The 15,914-nt window shown below is 70.9% G+C and carries 17 protein-coding genes; 10 read left to right on the top strand and 7 right to left on the bottom strand.

Annotation, left to right across the window (positions count from 1 at the left end):
- Positions 1 to 144 precede the first annotated feature (144 nt).
- Positions 145 to 1,092, bottom strand: coding sequence for a helix-turn-helix transcriptional regulator (locus KBX71_RS30935; protein WP_210821270.1), 948 nt, complete (start codon positions 1,090 to 1,092; stop codon positions 145 to 147).
- A gap of 109 nt (positions 1,093 to 1,201) precedes the next feature.
- On the opposite strand from KBX71_RS30935, the gene KBX71_RS30930 reads away from it, so the two are divergent.
- The 3 genes from KBX71_RS30930 to KBX71_RS30920 all read left to right on the top strand — a co-directional run bounded on the left by KBX71_RS30930 (position 1,202) and on the right by KBX71_RS30920 (position 3,994).
- A complete protein-coding gene (locus tag KBX71_RS30930; protein ID WP_247684400.1) occupies positions 1,202 to 2,464 on the top strand; it encodes an MFS transporter in 1,263 nt (420 codons plus the stop codon).
- 130 nt (positions 2,465 to 2,594) lie between these two features.
- The gene (locus KBX71_RS30925; protein WP_210821269.1) at positions 2,595 to 3,158 is read left to right on the top strand and encodes a hypothetical protein; all 564 of its coding nucleotides are present in this window, start codon (positions 2,595 to 2,597) and stop codon (positions 3,156 to 3,158) included.
- Positions 3,159 to 3,259: 101 nt separating this feature from the next.
- Positions 3,260 to 3,994 (top strand): VOC family protein, encoded by a 735-nt coding sequence (locus KBX71_RS30920; protein ID WP_210821268.1) that lies wholly within the window; start codon positions 3,260 to 3,262, stop codon positions 3,992 to 3,994.
- A gap of 7 nt (positions 3,995 to 4,001) precedes the next feature.
- Here the strand turns inward: KBX71_RS30920 and KBX71_RS30915 are convergent, their stop codons facing one another.
- From KBX71_RS30915 to KBX71_RS30900, 4 genes are all read right to left on the bottom strand, one after another.
- Positions 4,002 to 5,201, bottom strand: coding sequence for an RNA polymerase sigma factor (locus tag KBX71_RS30915; RefSeq protein WP_210821267.1), 1,200 nt, complete (start codon positions 5,199 to 5,201; stop codon positions 4,002 to 4,004).
- 20 nt (positions 5,202 to 5,221) lie between these two features.
- A complete protein-coding gene (locus KBX71_RS30910) occupies positions 5,222 to 5,575 on the bottom strand; it encodes a YciI family protein (protein ID WP_210821266.1) in 354 nt (117 codons plus the stop codon).
- A 39-nt stretch (positions 5,576 to 5,614) separates the two neighbouring features.
- The gene (locus KBX71_RS30905; RefSeq protein ID WP_210821265.1) at positions 5,615 to 6,034 is read right to left on the bottom strand and encodes a DUF6069 family protein; all 420 of its coding nucleotides are present in this window, start codon (positions 6,032 to 6,034) and stop codon (positions 5,615 to 5,617) included.
- Positions 6,035 to 6,182: 148 nt separating this feature from the next.
- Positions 6,183 to 6,497, bottom strand: a complete 315-nt coding sequence (locus KBX71_RS30900) for an L-rhamnose mutarotase (RefSeq protein ID WP_225855080.1) — start codon at positions 6,495 to 6,497, stop codon at positions 6,183 to 6,185.
- A 164-nt stretch (positions 6,498 to 6,661) separates the two neighbouring features.
- On the opposite strand from KBX71_RS30900, the gene KBX71_RS30895 reads away from it, so the two are divergent.
- The 6 genes from KBX71_RS30895 (at position 6,662) to KBX71_RS30870 (ending at position 12,848) form a co-directional block, all read left to right on the top strand.
- Positions 6,662 to 7,342: a response regulator transcription factor gene (locus KBX71_RS30895; protein WP_210821264.1), complete on the top strand. Its 681-nt coding sequence runs from the start codon at positions 6,662 to 6,664 to the stop codon at positions 7,340 to 7,342.
- A gap of 12 nt (positions 7,343 to 7,354) precedes the next feature.
- Entirely contained in the window at positions 7,355 to 8,758 is a 1,404-nt protein-coding gene (locus tag KBX71_RS30890) for a cell wall metabolism sensor histidine kinase WalK (RefSeq protein ID WP_210821263.1), read from the top strand.
- Positions 8,755 to 9,654 (top strand): Gmad2 immunoglobulin-like domain-containing protein, encoded by a 900-nt coding sequence (locus KBX71_RS30885; RefSeq protein WP_247684399.1) that lies wholly within the window; start codon positions 8,755 to 8,757, stop codon positions 9,652 to 9,654. The genes KBX71_RS30890 and KBX71_RS30885 overlap by 4 nt, the downstream gene beginning before the upstream one ends.
- A 137-nt stretch (positions 9,655 to 9,791) precedes the next feature.
- Positions 9,792 to 10,421, top strand: coding sequence for a TetR/AcrR family transcriptional regulator (locus KBX71_RS30880; protein ID WP_124821018.1), 630 nt, complete (start codon positions 9,792 to 9,794; stop codon positions 10,419 to 10,421).
- Positions 10,422 to 10,455: 34 nt separating this feature from the next.
- Positions 10,456 to 11,949 (top strand): MFS transporter, encoded by a 1,494-nt coding sequence (locus KBX71_RS30875; protein WP_210821262.1) that lies wholly within the window; start codon positions 10,456 to 10,458, stop codon positions 11,947 to 11,949.
- A 110-nt stretch (positions 11,950 to 12,059) separates the two neighbouring features.
- Entirely contained in the window at positions 12,060 to 12,848 is a 789-nt protein-coding gene (locus KBX71_RS30870) for a maleylpyruvate isomerase family mycothiol-dependent enzyme (RefSeq protein WP_210821261.1), read from the top strand.
- A 41-nt stretch (positions 12,849 to 12,889) separates the two neighbouring features.
- On the opposite strand, the gene KBX71_RS30865 is transcribed toward KBX71_RS30870, so the two are convergent.
- The gene (locus KBX71_RS30865; RefSeq protein ID WP_210821260.1) at positions 12,890 to 14,089 is read right to left on the bottom strand and encodes an RtcB family protein; all 1,200 of its coding nucleotides are present in this window, start codon (positions 14,087 to 14,089) and stop codon (positions 12,890 to 12,892) included.
- 365 nt (positions 14,090 to 14,454) lie between these two features.
- On the opposite strand from KBX71_RS30865, the gene KBX71_RS30860 reads away from it, so the two are divergent.
- Positions 14,455 to 14,595 carry a hypothetical protein gene (locus KBX71_RS30860; protein WP_210821301.1) on the top strand — a complete coding sequence of 47 codons (141 nt, stop codon included), beginning with the start codon at positions 14,455 to 14,457 and terminating at the stop codon, positions 14,593 to 14,595.
- Positions 14,596 to 14,600: 5 nt separating this feature from the next.
- Here KBX71_RS30860 and KBX71_RS30855 read toward each other — a convergent pair whose 3' ends face one another.
- Entirely contained in the window at positions 14,601 to 15,908 is a 1,308-nt protein-coding gene (locus tag KBX71_RS30855) for an RICIN domain-containing protein (protein WP_307847404.1), read from the bottom strand.
- Between the last annotated feature and the right edge of the window lie 6 nt (positions 15,909 to 15,914).

Here is a 15,914-nt window from a genome sequence, read left to right as displayed (position 1 = left end):
CTCCCCTGCGGTCGTCCGGCGGCCGTCGGCCACCGGCTCATCGATACACGTAGATATTAGTGTGACGGCGAGCGGTGTTCGGCATAGCGGAAGCGTCATACCGCCGAGACTCGCCAGCGTCCTGGTGGGTCCCGTCGACAGGTCTCAGGTGACAGCCGTACCACTGGCGGCGAGCAGCGCCTCGGCCGCGGCTGTGCGGGCGTAGAGGACGAAACGTCCGACCCGGTGTGTGCCGACGAGGCCGACGTCACGCAGCGCGCCGAGGTGCTGGGACACGGTGCCCGGGGTGAGCCGGCACCGCTCGGCGAGTTCCAGTGTCGACGTCGGTACGGCCAACTCGTGCAGCAGCGCCGCGCGGGTCCGACCCAGTACCCGGGCGAGCGCATGCCCGTTCGGGGTCCGATCCCGCTCCCACAGCGCGGCCACTGCCCGTGCCGGAAACCGCAGCACCGGTTGTCCAGGAGAGCCAAAATTCGACCAGACCCGGCGGCCGATGAATACGGACGGCACGAGCAGCAGGCCCCGCCCGTCGAGTCGCACCGTGCCGCTCCGGGTCAGGTGCTCCACCGACAGCGTGTCGGCTTTCAATTGGACGAAGGGATCAAGGTGATTGAGCAAGCCATGAACTCCGTCGGTGGCCGTGCGCTGTGCGCCGAGGAGCACTTCCCGCTCCAGCAGAGTGTGCATCCGGGGCCAGTAGGGTGCGATGACCGCGTCGACATACGCCCGGACCGCCTCGGCCAGCCGAGTCAGGTGACCCGGCGGGTCGGCATAGAGCGCCACCAGGAGCGACGACCGTGGGCCGGACAGCGCGTCGAGGCTGGCCCGCACCGCTTCGGCAGGTGTGGCAACGAGGGACGCCAGCTCGATCTCAAGGGTGGGCTGTGAGGTGGCCGGCGGCGGACAGACGAAGGTCGGGATGATCGGCGTCGGCATCTGCACCAGATCGGCAAGGAGCTGCCACCGCACGCCGGCCAAGCGTGGCTGGACCCGCTCGTACCAGGCCAGATGCTCCGGAAACTGATGCGGCCGCTTGATGATCCGGACGCTCGCCACAGCTTCCCACAGCGGTGACACCGCGAATCGGGTCATCGCCAGGTCCCGCGCGTTCAGACCGACCAGCATCATTGGACGCCCCCGACGGATTCGGCGAGAGTCAAATCTATCGGTTCGAGGCGCTGCCGCCGGCAGCGTGGGCGGCATGACCACCGCCTCGATGACGACCGGATCCAAGGGCCAGCCCAACCCCTGGCCGCGTTCCTTCCGACTGCTCTACGCCGCCGCCCTCATCGATGGCGTCGGCTTCCACATCGGCCAGTTGGCCGTGCCGGTGTTGGCGGTGTCCCTACTCTCGGCAAGCCCCGGCGAGGTTGGGCTGCTCGGTGCGCTGAGCACCGCCGCGTTTTTACTGATCGGTCTGCCGGCCGGAGTCTGGGTCGACCGGCTGCCGCGTCGCGCCGTCCTGCTCACCGCCGATCTCACCCGGGCTGCGCTGGTGGCCTCGGTGCCGGTGGCGTGGTGGGCCGGGTGGCTGACCATCCCGCAGCTGTACCTGGTGGTACTGCTGACCGGAGTCGGCACCGTCTTCGCTGACGTCGCTGCGCAGAGCTATCTGCCGGAACTGGTCGGCCGGGGCCGGTTGGTGGCGGCGAACGCACTGATGATGAGCACCAATGCGACCGTGCAGATTGCAGGTCGCGGGCTGGGCGGGATCCTCGTACAGGTGCTCACTGCGCCGGTCGCGATCGTGCTGGACGCGGTGACCTTCGTGGTGTCCGGTGTGATTCTGACCCGGATCCGTGCCGAAGCACCCCGCCGACGTCCGCCGCGGGTGCCGGGCGGTTTCGTCCAGCAGCTCGGCGCGGGGGTCAGGCACGTGACCGGCAACCCCCTGCTCCGCCCGCTGGCCCTCTCGACCGCGAGCATCAACCTGAGCATGCAGCTCACCACCACTCTGCTTCCGGTGGTGTTCCTACGCGAGTTGGGGCTGGGCGCCGCTGCCCTCGGCCTGTTCCTCGGCGTGGGCGGGATCGGCGCCTTGCTCGGAGCAGTGACCGCGCGCCCGCTCGCCGAGCGGATAGGCCATGGTCGCGCCCTCTGGCTGCCCGGGCTGCTCGTTGCGCCGCTCGGCGGGTTGGTCACGCTGATCGACACCGGGCCGATGCTCTGGGTGGCGGCTGTCGGTTGGCTGGCTTTGGCCTGGCGGACGGGAGTAGGCAACGTGATCGGGGTCAGCCTGCGCCAGGGCGCCACCCCAGACGCGTTGCTCGGGCGGATGAACGCCACCTTCCGGTTTCTGCTCACCGGGGCGCTCACCATCGGCGCAGTGCTCGCCGGAGTACTCGGACAGTACGGAGGCGTCCGCACCGCGCTGGTGGTCGGCGCGCTCGCGAACGCGGTGACATGGCTTCCGGTGTTCTGCTCCCCGCTACGCACGCTCCACCGGCCGCCCACAGTCGACTGAACATCGACCACTGTTACTCAGCGGTTACCCGGCAGCGAAGTTCCCGCGTCGAGAAGAGACAACTGTGGCGGCAGAGGGTCACCGGCAGCGCCGCCACCACGTGGCCCCGAGTCTCGAACGGAGAACCACGATGAGGATCAAGAGCGCACTGACAGCGGTGGTGGTCGTCCTCGCCGGCTTGGTCGTCGGCGCGGGCAGCAGCCCCGCAGCCGGCACCACGACCGGAACGGCGTACTGCGGGATCACCTGGGGCAGCGCGGAGAAAACGGCCGGCGCGCTCAGCGACGCCCCGCTCGTCGACGTACGGACCGGCCGGCACGACTGCTACGACCGGGTGGTGTTCGAGTTCGCCGGCCCGGTCGACGGATACGCCGTCGGCTACGGCGAGACGTGGACCGAGGGCGAGGGGTTGGCGTTGTCGCCGTACACCGCCGGTGGCGCGCTGCTACGGGTCTCGCTGCGGGCCCCGGCGTACGACGACGACCACCTGGGCACTCTGCCGTACGCGGTCGGCGAGCACGTGGCGAACCTGTTGCGCTACCCGACACTGCGCGACGTCGTCTTCGGCGGCAGCTTCGAGGGTTACAGCACCTTCGCTGTCGGCGTACGGGCGCGGTTGCCGTTCCGCACGTTCGTGCTGGCCGGGCCGGGCACCCACAGTCGGATCGTGCTCGACGTGGCCCACCAGTGGTGACCTGACGGGAACTCGGCCGTCATCGGCCGATTGGATGGACTGGAACGGCGATCGGCCATTTCCATGTGCGACGGGCACCTCGTTACGCCTAGGAAGGAGCCATGACCAACGAGGTGACCGTTCCCCTGCTGCCCTGCGCGTCCATCGACGACATCGGCACCTTCTACGAGGTGCTCGGCTTCCAGACCACGTACAAGCAGCGCAAGCCCAACCCGTACGTGGCGTTGCGCCGCGAGGATCTGCATCTGCACTTCTTCGAGATGGCCGGTTTCGACCCCGAGCAGTCCTACGGCTCCTGCCTCGTCCTCACCTCGGACATCGCGGAGTTGCACCGGGCCTTCGCTGCGGGCATGCGGGCCGCGTACGGCAAGGTGCTGGTGTCCGGAACGCCACGGATGACGCGTCCCCGGGTGCGACGGAACTACGACGGGCTGGGCGGGTTCAGCCTCATCGATCCGGGTGGCAACTGGATCCGCGTCGTCCAGAACGCCGCCACGACCCCCGCCGTGGCGGCGGCTCCCTCCGGGCGGCTGGCGAAAGCCCTCGCGAACGCCGTCGTGCAGGGCGACTCCAAGGGTGACGTCGGGCAGGCCATCCGAATCCTCGACAGCGCACTCGCCCGCCCGCAATCCGGTGACGACCCGGTCGCACTGGTAGAGGTCCTCGTCTACCGCGCCGAACTGGCACTGGTCCTGCGGGACGAGGAAAGCGCACGGGAGATGCTGGCCCGCGCGAACGCCGTCGTGCTCAGTGCCGACGAGACCCAGCGGGCGGCACCGACGTTCGAAGCCGCGGCCGACCTCTTGAGTTCCTGCGCACCCACGTCGACGGTGTAGGTGGCGGTCATGGTGCTCTCCGTTCACGGGTGAGTTCGTTGCGACGGGTCTCCAGGTAGGCCCGCTCGGTCTCGTTGGTGGCCAGGGCCGCGGCCTGGTCGTAGGCGGCTCGGGCCTCGTCGTCCCGTCCGAGCCGAGCGAACAGTTCGGCCCGGGTGGCGGGCAGCCGGTGGTAGCCCGGCAGGTCGACGCCCTCCAACGCGGCGAGGGCCACCGCCGGTCCGTGCACCTCGGCGACGGCAACCGCACGGTTGAGCGCCACGACCGGGGTTGGTGAGAGTGCGAGGAGCTGGTCGTACAGTGCCAGGACCTGTGGCCAGTCGGTGGCGGCGCCGTCGGTGTGCACAGCGCTGATCGCGGCCTGGATCTGGTACGGGCCGGGGCGGTTGCGGCGCAGGCAACGGCGGACCAGGTCGTGGCCCTCGGCGATGAGCGGCCGGTTCCACAGTGACCGGTCCTGGTCGGCCAGCAGCACCAGGTCGCCGTCCGGGTCGAGCCGGGCCGGGCGGCGCGCCTCGGTCAGCAACAGCAGGGCGAGCAGGCCCAGGACCTCGGGCTCGTCGGGCATCAACGCGGCGAGTTCGCGGGCGAGCCGGATCGCCTCGGCGCACAGGTCCGTTCTGATCAGCGGACCGGCGGTGGACGCGTAGCCCTCGTTGAACATCAGGTAGAGCACGGTGAGCACGGGCGGCAGCCGGTCCGGCAGCTCGTGTTCGGCGGGCACCCGGTAGGGGATGGCGGCGTCGCGGATCTTCTTCTTGGCGCGCACGATCCGCTGGGCGACGGTCGCCTCCTGGACCAGATAGGCACGGGCGATCTCCGGCACGTCGAGGCCGCCGAGCAGGCGCAGCGTGAGGGCGGTCCGCGCGTCCGGGGCGAGCGCCGGGTGACAGCAGGTGAAGATGAGTCGTAGCTGGTCGTCCCTCACCGGTCCCACCTCCCGGGGCTCGTCCTGGTGATGCAGCAGCAGGGCCTGGGCGTGCCGGGCCTCGCGGGTCGACTCCCGGCGAAGCCGGTCGACGGCCCGGTTGCGGGCGGTGGTCACGATCCAGGCGCCCGGGTTCGGCGGCAGGATCTGCCACTTCTGCAGCGCGGTGGTGAAGGCGTCCTGGACCGCCTCCTCGGCGAGGTTGATGTCACCGAGAAGGCGGGCCAGCGTGGCGACGCAGCGGCCGTACTCCGCGCGGTAGATGCTCGCCAGGTCCATGTCGGGTGACCGGCTCCTGGTCAGGCCTGGGACAGGTCGTCGAAGGGGCGCACCTCGACCGGCCCGCAGGCCGCCGCGCACCTCTCGGCCCACGCCAGCGCCGCGTCCAGGTCCGCGCACTTGATGACCCAGAACCCGGCGATGTGCTCCTTCGTCTCGGCGAACGGCCCATCGCACATGGCAGTGGCGCCGTTCTCGACCCGGACGACTGTGGCGCTGTCGGGTGACGTGAGCCCTCCGCCGAAGACCCAGGCGCCCGCCGCCTGCATGTCGTCGTTGATCCGACCGGTCTCCCTGAACATGGTCTGCATCTCGTCGTCGGACGGCGTCGGCGCCCCCTCGACGACGTGCACGGACAGCAGGTACTGCTTCATGATGATCCTCCGGTAGCTCGATTGTGGGATGGCGACAGGTCAGGCGGCCAGGCGGCGCGCGACAGCGGGGATCACGATCGTGGCCGCGACCAGGTGGGTGAGCATCAGCAGCGCCTTGGTGGCCGTCGAGGCGTCGGCGATCAGGTCCGGCACCAGGGACAGGACCGTCAGCACCACAGTCGTACGGACGAACGTGCGCCGCGGGCGCCGGGCGAAACGCGCCAGCAGCGCGGCGATGATCAGGCCGATCAGCGAGAAGGCGGCGGTCAGCACGCCGAACCCCGTGACGGGGATCGGAGCGCCGCCCACGTCGAGGCTGACCCCGGCCAGTTGGCCGACGGCGGCGACGGCGACGGCCATGGTGGCGGCGCTCGCGGCTACCGTGGCGACGGCGCCGGCCCGGATCAGCGCACCGACGGTCGACGTGGTGGTGCCTGTCGTGTTCGCAGTGGCGGTCATCGTGCCCTCCAGTGGGTGTGCGGCCCGTTGCGATGCCGGGCTCTCACCAGGGCTACGAACTGAACCGCTCCCAATCGACAGCACGCCCAAAACTTTTGTCGACGATTTTTGACCTCGGCGTCTCGGGCCCCCGTCGAACGCCCCGGGGCTAGGCCTCGTCGGCCAGGTGCCAGACCTCTCGCATCGGGGCCCACCAGTCCCCCGAGCCGGGCTCGGCGATCGACTCCTGACACGGGTCGGTCAGCTTCCACCACTCCTGCGTCTGTGGGTCCGCCGCGATCAGCCGCAGGTCGGCCTCGTAGTCGTCGCCCACGTACTCGTAGTAGCCGAAGAGCAGATCGTCGTGGAGGAAGATGGTGTAGTTGCGGAAGTTCGCCTCGCGCAGCGTCTTCTCCACGCTCGGCCAGACGGCGGCGTGCAACCGCAGGTAGGTCTCCCGCTGCTCGGGGCGGAGTCGGATCACGCAGCCATGACGTTTCACGTCGTGCCCTTTCGTCTGAGCTGGTTCAGGGGTGCCGAAGGCACTGACCGTAGCGGTTGGACGGCGTCGGGCAGAGGCCAGCCGGCCGTCGATGTCGACCGTTTCGCCAGGACTACGCACTGTGGCGCCGGGTCTACCCTCGGGTGATGGAGGGCCGCGTGTTGGTGGTCGAAGACGACTTCTCGATCCGGGAGGTCACCGCCCTCGGTCTGCACCGCGCCGGTTTCCGGGTCGACACCGCGGTCGACGGGCGGCAGGCCCTGGCCGCGTTCCGCGCTCACCCGGTCGACCTCATCGTGCTCGACGTCATGCTGCCGGGCGTGGACGGTCTGGAGGTCTGCCGGGAGATCCGGCGGACCAGTCAGGTGCCGATCCTGATGCTGACCGCGCGCACCGACACCATCGACGTGGTGGTCGGGCTGGAGTGCGGCGCGGACGACTATCTGCGCAAGCCCTTCGACCTGCCCGAGTTGGTGGCCCGGGTCCGCTCGGTGCTGCGCCGGGTGAACGTGCCGGCCCCGTCGACAGTCATCAAGGTCGACGGCTTGGAGATCGACCCGGGCGCCTTCGTGGTCCGCCAGCACGGCCGGGAGGTGGCGTTGACCTCCACCGAGTTCCGCCTGTTACTGGAGCTGGCCCGCCGACCCGGCCAGGTCTTCACCCGGCAACTGCTGTTGGACCTGGTCTGGAACCACGACTTCCTCGGCGACTCCCGACTGGTCGACGTGGCCGTGCAGCGGCTCCGCGCCAAGATCGAGGACGACCCGGCGCAGCCACGGCTGATCCGGACCGTGCGCGGCGCCGGCTACAAGTTGTCTCCGGGCTGACGGGGGTCGGCGATGGCCGGACGCGGGGTGCTCCCCGGCCGCCTGCGGCGCCGGCTGACGATCGCGTTCGTCCTGGTCGCCGGCGTCTCGGCCGGCCTGCTCGCCGGCGGGACCGGGCTGCTGCTGCGGCAGTCCTGGTTGGACGCCTCGCTGCACGAGGCCGCCGCCGACGCCCGCTACCACCTCGTTCTCGCCGGGCAGTTCCTTCCGCTGACCGAGCAGCGCAGCACCGAACTGCTCAGCAGCTTCGAGGCCAGCGGTCGGCACGTGGTGCTCGTCGACGGCCCGACCCGTGCCTCGCACCCCGCGTACGCCCCGGTGCTGGGCAGCCCGTTGCGGGCCGTCGTCGGGGCCGGCCGGCTCGGCTATCAGCGCTCCGCGCCGGCGGAACGTCCGCGGCTGCTGGTGGTCGGCGGGCGCATTCCCGGCTCGACCGCCGAGCTGTACGTCCTCACCGTGGAGGACGACGTCGCCACCGACCTGGGTCAGCTGCGCAGCGCGCTGGTGGCCGGCTGGGTGCTCGTGGTGTTGCTCGCCGCCGCGGTGGGTCACGCGCTGGCCCGCCGCACGTTGGAGCCGGTGGGCCGGGCCAGCCGGGCCGCGCGAGCCCTCACCGAGGGCCTACTCGCCACCCGCCTGCCGGTACGCGGGCGCGACGAGTTCAGCGTCTGGGCGGCGACGTTCAACGAGATGGCCGAGGCACTGGAATCGAAGATCGCGGCGCTGTCGGCAGCGCAGACCCGCGAGCGGCGGTTCACCGCGGATGTCGCGCACGAGCTGCGTACCCCGGTGACCGCGTTGGTGGCCGCGGCGTCGCTGCTGCGCGAGCACCTCGACCAGTTGCCCGACGACGCCCGGCCGGCCGCCCGGCTGCTGGTCGGCGACGTGGTCCGGCTACGCCGGTTGGTCGAGGACCTGATGGAGATCTCCCGGCTGGACGCCGGGCGGGAGCAGCTGGTCGTCGGGCCGGTCGACGCGTTGGCGCTGCTGCACGGCATCGTCGTGGCGCGTGGCTGGTCGCCGCGGGTGCGGATCACCGGCGACCCGGTCGTGTTGCGCACCGACAGGCGGCGGTTGGAGCGCGTGCTGGCCAACCTGGTCGCCAACGCGGTCGAGCACGGCGGTGGGGAGATCACGGCCAGCGTGGCGGGCGCCGGCCCCCTGGTCGTCTTCGAGGTCAGCGACCAGGGGCCCGGCATCCCGGCCGAGCATCTACCCCGCGTGTTCGACAGGTTCCACCAGGTCGACAGGTCCCGCTCCGCGCCGGGCACCGGGCTCGGGCTGGCCATCGCACGGGAGCACGCCGATCTGCTCGGCGGCGCGCTGGGTGTGCGCAGCGAACCGGGCGAGGGCACCCGGTTCCGGCTGGAGTTGCCCACTGACGCTCCCGCCGGCACGGCGGACGGTGTGGGATGAGCCGCCGCGGAACGGCCGGGCTGGGCGTACCGGTGCTCGTCGCGGCCCTCCTGCTCGGCGGCTGCGGCACTCCCCGCTCCGGCGATCTCGGCCCGGCGCCCACCGCGCCGCCGACGAGCGCCGCGCCCACCGACCGTCCGGAACCCACAGGGACCCCGGCCGTGGAGCCGACGCCGCCACCCGCCGACCGACCACCGGGTCCGTCGGCGGCGGCGTCCGTCGGCACGCGCCGGCCCGACCCGGTGACCATCGAGCTGTGGTACGTCCGCGCCGGGCTGCTCGTGCCGACCCGACGCGCCCGGCCGGCCACTGTCGCGACGTCCCGGCTGGCGCTCACCGAACTGGCCGCCGGGCCGACCGCGGCCGAGGCCGCCACCGGGATGACAACCCTGCTTCCGGCCGGCGTCGAGGTCACCCGCATCGCCGACGGCGTGGCGACGCTGCGGGTACCGTCCGTCGGCGACCCGGCCACCCGCCGACTGCGTGAGGCGCAGGTGGTGTGGACGCTCACCCAGTTCCCCAGCGTGCGGCAGGTCCGCCTCGACGGCGCGGCCCCTGTCGAACGGGCGGACTATGCGGACCTGCTGCCACCGATCGTGGTCACCGCCCCGATCCCCGGTGCGCGCGTCTCCGCCCCGCTCGTCGTCGCGGGCACCGCCACCGTGTTCGAGGCGACTGTGAGCGTCCGGGTCCTGGACGCCGCCGGCCGGGAGGTGGCCACCGGTTTCGGCACCGCCAGTTGCGGCAGCGGTTGCCGCGGTGGCTACCGGGTGGTGGTCGACTGGCGCACGGTCCGCGAACAGAAGGGCACGATCGAGGTGTACGAGGTGTCCGCCCGGGACGGCGCGCGGATCAACACGATGGCCGTGCCGGTGGTCCTCGCCCCCGGTGGCTGACCACCCCGTTCACCTGCCGGACTCCGGCTGGAAACGCAATCGTTTCGTGGACTCAGTGCGAGGCAACTCACGAAACCCTGCACGATCAGCCAACCGCGAACTAGGGTCAGTACGACATCGTTTCGCGGGGAGGTCGGATGCTGGGTGGTCAGCAGGTGGGCGCGGGCGCCGGGGTGCCAGCGGCCCGGGGCCCGCGGTGCACCGACAGCGACCTGTTCACCGTCGTCATCGACACCCTGCGGGAGGTCGGCTACGACCGGATGACCATCGACGCCGTCGCCGCCCGCGCACACGTCAGCAAGGCCACCATCTACCGGCGCTGGGACGGCAAGGCCGAGCTGGTCGTCGCCGCCCTGCGCGACAGGCACGTGGGTGTGCACAACCCGCCCGACACCGGCTCGCTCCGCGGGGACCTGATCGAGTTGCTGCGGGCCACGGCCGCGATCTGCACGGCCGACTGCGACCTGATGCAGGCGTTGACCTTCGCCATGCGGACCAACCCCGAGCTGGAACGCCTGGTGCGTCACCAGGTGCTACCGGCCGGGCGGGTGGCCAGCACCGCCATCCTGGTCCGCGCCGCCGCCCGCGGGGAGATCCCGCCGGAGGCCGGGGAGCGGGAGTTGTTCCACGATCTGGCGCCCGCGCTCACCATGTCCCGCATCGTCGCGCACGGCCTACCCGCCGATGACGCGTTCCTCACCCAGGTCGTCGACCAGGTGCTGATCCCGGTGCTCCGCTATCAGCACCACCGTCCGTCTCCGGCCTGACTCACCGAATATTCGCAACACGGAAGGCTTCACCATGCCCGGAACCACCTCGACCGCGCCCGGCGCGCCCAACGCCGGGCCGTCGACTGGCGCACCGCACCCGCGGCGCTGGATCGCGCTGGCGGTCATCGCGGTCTCACAGCTGATGGTCGTCCTGGACGCCACGATCGTGAACATCGCGCTGCCGCAGGCCCAGGCCGACCTGGGAATCACCGACGCGAACCGGCAGTGGGTGATCACCGCCTACACGCTGGCCTTCGGTGGTCTGCTGCTGCTCGGCGGTCGCATCGCCGACTACTGGGGGCGCAAGCGCACCTTCCTGGTCGGCATGACCGGTTTCGCGCTCGCCTCCGCCCTGGGCGGTCTGGCCACCACCGGTGAGATGCTCTTCGCCGCTCGCGCGTTGCAGGGCGCCTTCGGCGCGCTGCTCGCCCCGGCCGCGCTGGCGCTGCTCACCGTTCTCTTCACCGAGGCGACCGAGCGGGCCAAGGCCTTCGCGGTGTACGGCGCGATCGCCGGCGGTGGATCCGCGGTCGGCCTGCTGCTCGGCGGGGTACTCACCGAGTACGCCGACTGGCGCTGGTGCCTGCTGGTCAACATCCCGGTCGCCGCCATCGCCATCGCCTTCGCGCTCCCACTGGTGCCGGAGAGCCGGGCCCACGGCAACACCCGCTACGACGTACCCGGTGCGATCGTGGTGACCGCCGGCCTCGTCTCCCTGGTCTACGGCTTCACCAAGGCCGCCGAGGACGGCTGGGACGCCACCGCGACGCTCGGTTTCATCGCCGCGGGCGTGGTGCTGCTCGCCGCCTTCGTGGTGATCGAGCTGCGCTCCAGCCACCCGCTGCTGCCGCTGCGGATCATCCTGGACCGCAACCGGGGCGGTGCGTTCCTCACCTCGACGCTGATCGGCGCCGGCCTGTTCGGGGCGTTCCTCTTCCTCACCTTCTACTTCCAGGTGGTGCTGCAGTACAAGCCCCTCGAAGCCGGTCTCGCGTCACTGCCGGTCACCGCCGGTGTGCTGATCGCCGCGGGTGGCGCCAGCCAGCTGATGCCCCGCGTGGGTGCCAAGCCGTTGATGGTCGCCGGTGCGGTGCTCGCCGCCCTGGGCATGCTGGTGCTGACCCAGATCGACGTGGACACCTCGTTCCTCACCCACCTGCTGCCCGCGCAGGTCATCCTGGGCCTGGGGCTGGGCTTCACCTTCGTCCCGCTGTCCAGCCTCGCCCTGGTCGGGGTGCCGGAGCACGACGCCGGCGCGGCCAGCGCGACGCTCAACGCCACCCAGCAGATCGGTGGTTCGCTCGGCACCGCGCTGCTGAACACCTTCTACACCAGCGCTGTCGCCGCCTACCTGGTCGGCAAGGCGCCGAACCCGGTCAACCAGGTGGACGCGCTGGTGCACGGCTACCGGGTGGCCTTCGCCTGGGGCGCGGCGCTGATCGTGCTCGCCGGACTGGCCACCCTGGTCCTGGTGAAGGTCCGCAAGGAGGACATCCCGACCGGCAACACCGTGCACATGGGCTGAGCTGACCGAACGCGGCCACCGGCCGGTGCGCCCCGACAGTGGAATGGGCTGGCCGGCGGTAACGTCCGGTAACGTCCCGATCAAAGCTGAAAATCCGTTTGAGGAGATTCATGTCGACAGTAGCTGACCAGATCATCACAGCTCTTCGAGCGGGCCACGAGGAGCTCGCCGCCCTCGTACGGGACCTCAAGGAAGACGACCTGCTCCAGCCGTCAGGGGCCAGCGAGTGGCAGGTGTCCCAGGTGCTGAGCCACCTGGGCAGCGGCGCCGAGATCAACCTGGCGACGCTGGACGCCGCCCGCACCGGCGCGCCCGGCCCGGACGGGGACTTCAACCGTGGCGTCTGGGCACGCTGGGACGCCATGTCCCCGGCCGAGCACGCCGCCGGGTTCCTCGCCACCAACGAGCGGCTGGTCGAGGCGTACGAGGCGCTGGACGCCGAGACCCGGGCCTCGATGCGGATCGACCTCGGCTTCCTGCCGGAGCCGGTCGACGTGGCCACCGCGGCCCGGTTCCGGCTCAGCGAGTTCGCCCTGCACCAGTGGGACGCCGAGGTGGCGTTCAACAGGTTCGCGGCGGTGACGCCGGGGGCGGTGACGCTGCTGCTCGACCAGGTCGGCGGCATGCTGGCCTGGACCAGCCGGCCGCAGGAGTTGGCCGGGGAAGCCACCCTGCTGGTCCGCCTGCACGCGCCGGAGCGGACGTTCGGGCTGCGGCTGGGCGAGAAGGTCGAGGTCGTCGACGCGCCGGAGCGTCCCGACGGGGAGCTGGTGGCCCCGGCCGAGGCGTGGTTGCGGCTGGCCACCGGACGGCTGGGCCCCCAGTACACCCCCGACGGGGTGCGGGTGACCGGCTCGGTGACAGTCGACGACCTGCGCCGGGTCTTCGTCGGCTTCTGAGATCGCGCCGCGCGGGCCGGTGACCCGGCCCGCGCGGCCTCTCAGCCCTTCACGCAGACCACCTGCTTGAGGTGCGCGACCACCTCGACCAGGTCCTCCTGCTGGGCCATCACTTCGGTGATGTCCTTGTACGCGCCGGGGATCTCGTCGACCACCCCGGCGTCCTTGCGGCACTCCACCCCGGCGGTCTGCGCGGCCAGGTCCTCGGTGCTGAACGTCCGCTTGGCCTGTGCCCGAGACATCCGACGCCCCGCCCCGTGCGACGCCGAGCAGTACGCGTCCGGGTTTCCCCGCCCCCGCACGATGTACGACCCGGTGCCCATCGACCCGGGGATGATGCCCAGGTCACCCCGGCCGGCCCGGATGGCGCCCTTGCGGGTCACCAGCACGTCCACCCCGCCGTAGTTCTCCTCTGAGACGTAGTTGTGGTGGCACGACGTGGGCTCGTCGTAGCCGACCTGCGGGAAGTGCTCACGCACCACGCCGCAGAGCAGGGCCAGCATGACCGCCCGGTTGCGCCGCGCGTACTCCTGCGCCCACCACAGATCCCGCCGGTACGCGTCCATCTCCGGCGTCCCGGCGAGGAACACGGCCAGGTCCCGGTCCGGAAGGTCGACGTTGTGCGGCAGCCCCCGGGCCACCCCGATGTGCCGCTCGGCCAGCTCCTTGCCGATGTTGCGGGATCCGGAGTGCAGCATCAGCCAGACCCGTCCCTCGTCGGCGCCGCCCTGCTCCAGGCAGACCTCGATGAAGTGGTTGCCCCCGCCGAGGGTGCCGATCTGCCGCTGCGCCCGCGTCTCCAGCTGCGCAACCCGCCGGTCCAGGCCGGCGAACCGGTTCCAGAAGTCGTCCCAGCCGGCCTGCTCCAGGCCCCGGATCCGACGGGTGTCGACCGAGTCCTTGCGCTGGGCGAAGCCGACCGGGATGGTGGCCTCGATCGCGGAACGCAGCCCGGCCAGGTCGTCCGGCAGGTCGGCGGCGGTCAGCGAGGTACGTACCGCCGACATCCCGCAGCCGATGTCGACGCCGACCGCGGCGGGCGAGACGGCCTGCCGCATCGCGATCACCGAGCCGACCGTGGCGCCCTTGCCGAAGTGCACGTCGGGCATGACGGCGACACCCTGCACCCAGGGCAGCGCGCCGATGTTGCGCAGCTGCTTGGCGGCCTGCGGCTCGATGACGTACGGGTCGGTCCAGACCCGGACCGGTGCCCGGGTACCGGCGAGGGGGGTGAATCCCATGATGGACTCCTTCTGTCGTGCGGTGACAGTTAATGATCAGACTTGGCGGCCAGCGGCGGTGCGCGGATACGAAAGGGCCGCCCGATCCCGATGGGATGGGCGGCCGGCGGACGCGTCAGCGTCGGCGTCAGTCGCGCCACCCCGGCTCGTTGCGCCGCGATGGGCAGCAGGCACGGGTTTTGGCGGTGATCTGCAAAGGGGTGCCGGCCGGGAGCAGGCACCGGCGGGCATCGGTGCGGACGCGTCGCGACATGGCGTACTCCCTCCGGGTTGAGCGGTTGACGGTGCACCGCAGAGAGTAGGAGGGCCACCGCGCGTCCGCAATGGATATTGCCGTCAGTCGGGCGTTGGGCAGACTCGCGGACATGGTGGAGACCTCCGTGCGCCTGCTGCGGCTGCTGACTCTCCTACAGGTGCGCCGGGACTGGTCCGGCGCCGAGCTGGCCGAACGGCTCGCGGCCCGCGCCGGGGTGAGTAGTGGTTCACCCCGGCGCGGGACGCGGTAGTGCAGCTATGCCTGCGGCACCAGCCGGAAGGACTGGGCCGCGGTGCCGTTGCAGGTGTACTGGATGAGCTGGACGCTGTCCGCCGTGGACGCTCCCGGCACGTCGAGGCACTTACCGCTGGAGCGGTTGACCAGGCGGTAGTAGCCGCCGCCCTCGGACTCGGCCCGCCACTGCTGGTTGTTGCCGCCGCTGTAGGACCAGAGCTGGATTTTCGCCGAGTCGGCGGTCGACCGGTCGGTCACGTCGATCACCTGGGCGCTGTTGTTGCGGTTGTTGACCCGCAGGTACCCGCCGCTTGTCGGCACGAACTGGTACTGCTGCGCGGTGCTGCTGTTGCAGGCGTACTGCTGGATGGCCGTGCCGTTCGCACTGGCGGCGGCGCGGGCGTCCACGCACTTGCCGCTGGCACGGTTGACAGCCGTGTGCCAGGCGGTCGGCGAGATGCCGTCGGACGGCGGGGGCGTGGTCGGCGGGACGCTGCCCACGCCGGCGAGCCAGTGCAGCCCGTCGATCAGCAGTTGGTTCTGTTGCGCGCTGTCGAAGGTGGAGGACAGCCCGGTGTTGGTGCTGTAGTTCATCGCGTTGTGGCCGAAGTTGGCGTAGAGCATCTTGTACTGCCGATTGCTCCAGACCAGCGGGTAGTAGCCGCCGTACCAGGACTGGTTGGGGTCCGTGCCGACCGGGAAGCTGGACGGGTCGACCGAGGCCAGGATGTCGATGTTGGGGTTCTGCCGCAGGTCGTTGCTCCAGGAGTACCACTCGCTGATCGACGACGGGAAGGTCGCCGGGAGGTTCCGGGTGGCGGCGTGGGTGCGGTTGTCGGCACGCATGGTGACCCGGGTCGGTCCCCAGGTGTTCGTCTGGAACGAGCCGGTGCCGAGGAAGGTGTTGTAGTACCAGCTCCAGCTCGACGGGTTGGTGGTGAACGCGCTGACGTGGAAGCCCAGCCACGCCCCGCCGTTCTGCATGTACTGCTGGAACGCGGCCCGCTGCGCGGTCGGCGGGGCGTCGTCCAGGAACATGACCACCTTGTACTGGGCCAGGTTTGCGGTGTTGAGCAGGCCCCAGTTGTTGGTGGCCTCCCAGGAGAAGCCGTGCTGGGCGGCGGCCTGCGGGAACCAGGCGCGGGCGTCCTTGACGAAGTCGATGTGCGCGGCGTCCCAGGTGCCGTTGTAGAAGGCCAGGACCTTGAACGTCGGCGCGGCCTGGGCGCTACGCGAGGCGTTGACCGCGAGGCCGGCGGTCATCGCGACGACCAGGGCGACGAACAACGACAAGATCTGTCTGGTACGGGAGGAGAGTTCTGCGATCACCTGATC

This window comes from Micromonospora sp. D93, from assembly GCF_018070365.1.
GTDB classification, from domain to species: domain Bacteria; phylum Actinomycetota; class Actinomycetes; order Mycobacteriales; family Micromonosporaceae; genus Micromonospora; species Micromonospora ureilytica.
This window is presented reverse-complemented; position numbering and strand designations above follow the sequence as displayed.

Bases quoted from the DNA above. Each gene is read 5' to 3' on its own strand.
- KBX71_RS30935 (WP_210821270.1), bottom strand. From the start codon at position 1,092: ATGACCCGATTCGCGGTGTCACCGCTGTGGGAAGCTGTGGCGAGCGTC.
- KBX71_RS30930 (WP_247684400.1), top strand. From the start codon at position 1,202: ATGACCACCGCCTCGATGACGACCGGATCCAAGGGCCAGCCCAACCCC.
- KBX71_RS30925 (WP_210821269.1), top strand. From the start codon at position 2,595: ATGAGGATCAAGAGCGCACTGACAGCGGTGGTGGTCGTCCTCGCCGGC.
- KBX71_RS30920 (WP_210821268.1), top strand. From the start codon at position 3,260: ATGACCAACGAGGTGACCGTTCCCCTGCTGCCCTGCGCGTCCATCGAC.
- KBX71_RS30915 (WP_210821267.1), bottom strand. From the start codon at position 5,201: ATGGACCTGGCGAGCATCTACCGCGCGGAGTACGGCCGCTGCGTCGCC.
- KBX71_RS30910 (WP_210821266.1), bottom strand. From the start codon at position 5,575: ATGAAGCAGTACCTGCTGTCCGTGCACGTCGTCGAGGGGGCGCCGACG.
- KBX71_RS30905 (WP_210821265.1), bottom strand. From the start codon at position 6,034: ATGACCGCCACTGCGAACACGACAGGCACCACCACGTCGACCGTCGGT.
- KBX71_RS30895 (WP_210821264.1), top strand. From the start codon at position 6,662: ATGGAGGGCCGCGTGTTGGTGGTCGAAGACGACTTCTCGATCCGGGAG.
- KBX71_RS30890 (WP_210821263.1), top strand. From the start codon at position 7,355: ATGGCCGGACGCGGGGTGCTCCCCGGCCGCCTGCGGCGCCGGCTGACG.
- KBX71_RS30885 (WP_247684399.1), top strand. From the start codon at position 8,755: ATGAGCCGCCGCGGAACGGCCGGGCTGGGCGTACCGGTGCTCGTCGCG.
- KBX71_RS30880 (WP_124821018.1), top strand. From the start codon at position 9,792: ATGCTGGGTGGTCAGCAGGTGGGCGCGGGCGCCGGGGTGCCAGCGGCC.
- KBX71_RS30875 (WP_210821262.1), top strand. From the start codon at position 10,456: ATGCCCGGAACCACCTCGACCGCGCCCGGCGCGCCCAACGCCGGGCCG.
- KBX71_RS30870 (WP_210821261.1), top strand. From the start codon at position 12,060: ATGTCGACAGTAGCTGACCAGATCATCACAGCTCTTCGAGCGGGCCAC.
- KBX71_RS30865 (WP_210821260.1), bottom strand. From the start codon at position 14,089: ATGGGATTCACCCCCCTCGCCGGTACCCGGGCACCGGTCCGGGTCTGG.
- KBX71_RS30860 (WP_210821301.1), top strand. From the start codon at position 14,455: ATGGTGGAGACCTCCGTGCGCCTGCTGCGGCTGCTGACTCTCCTACAG.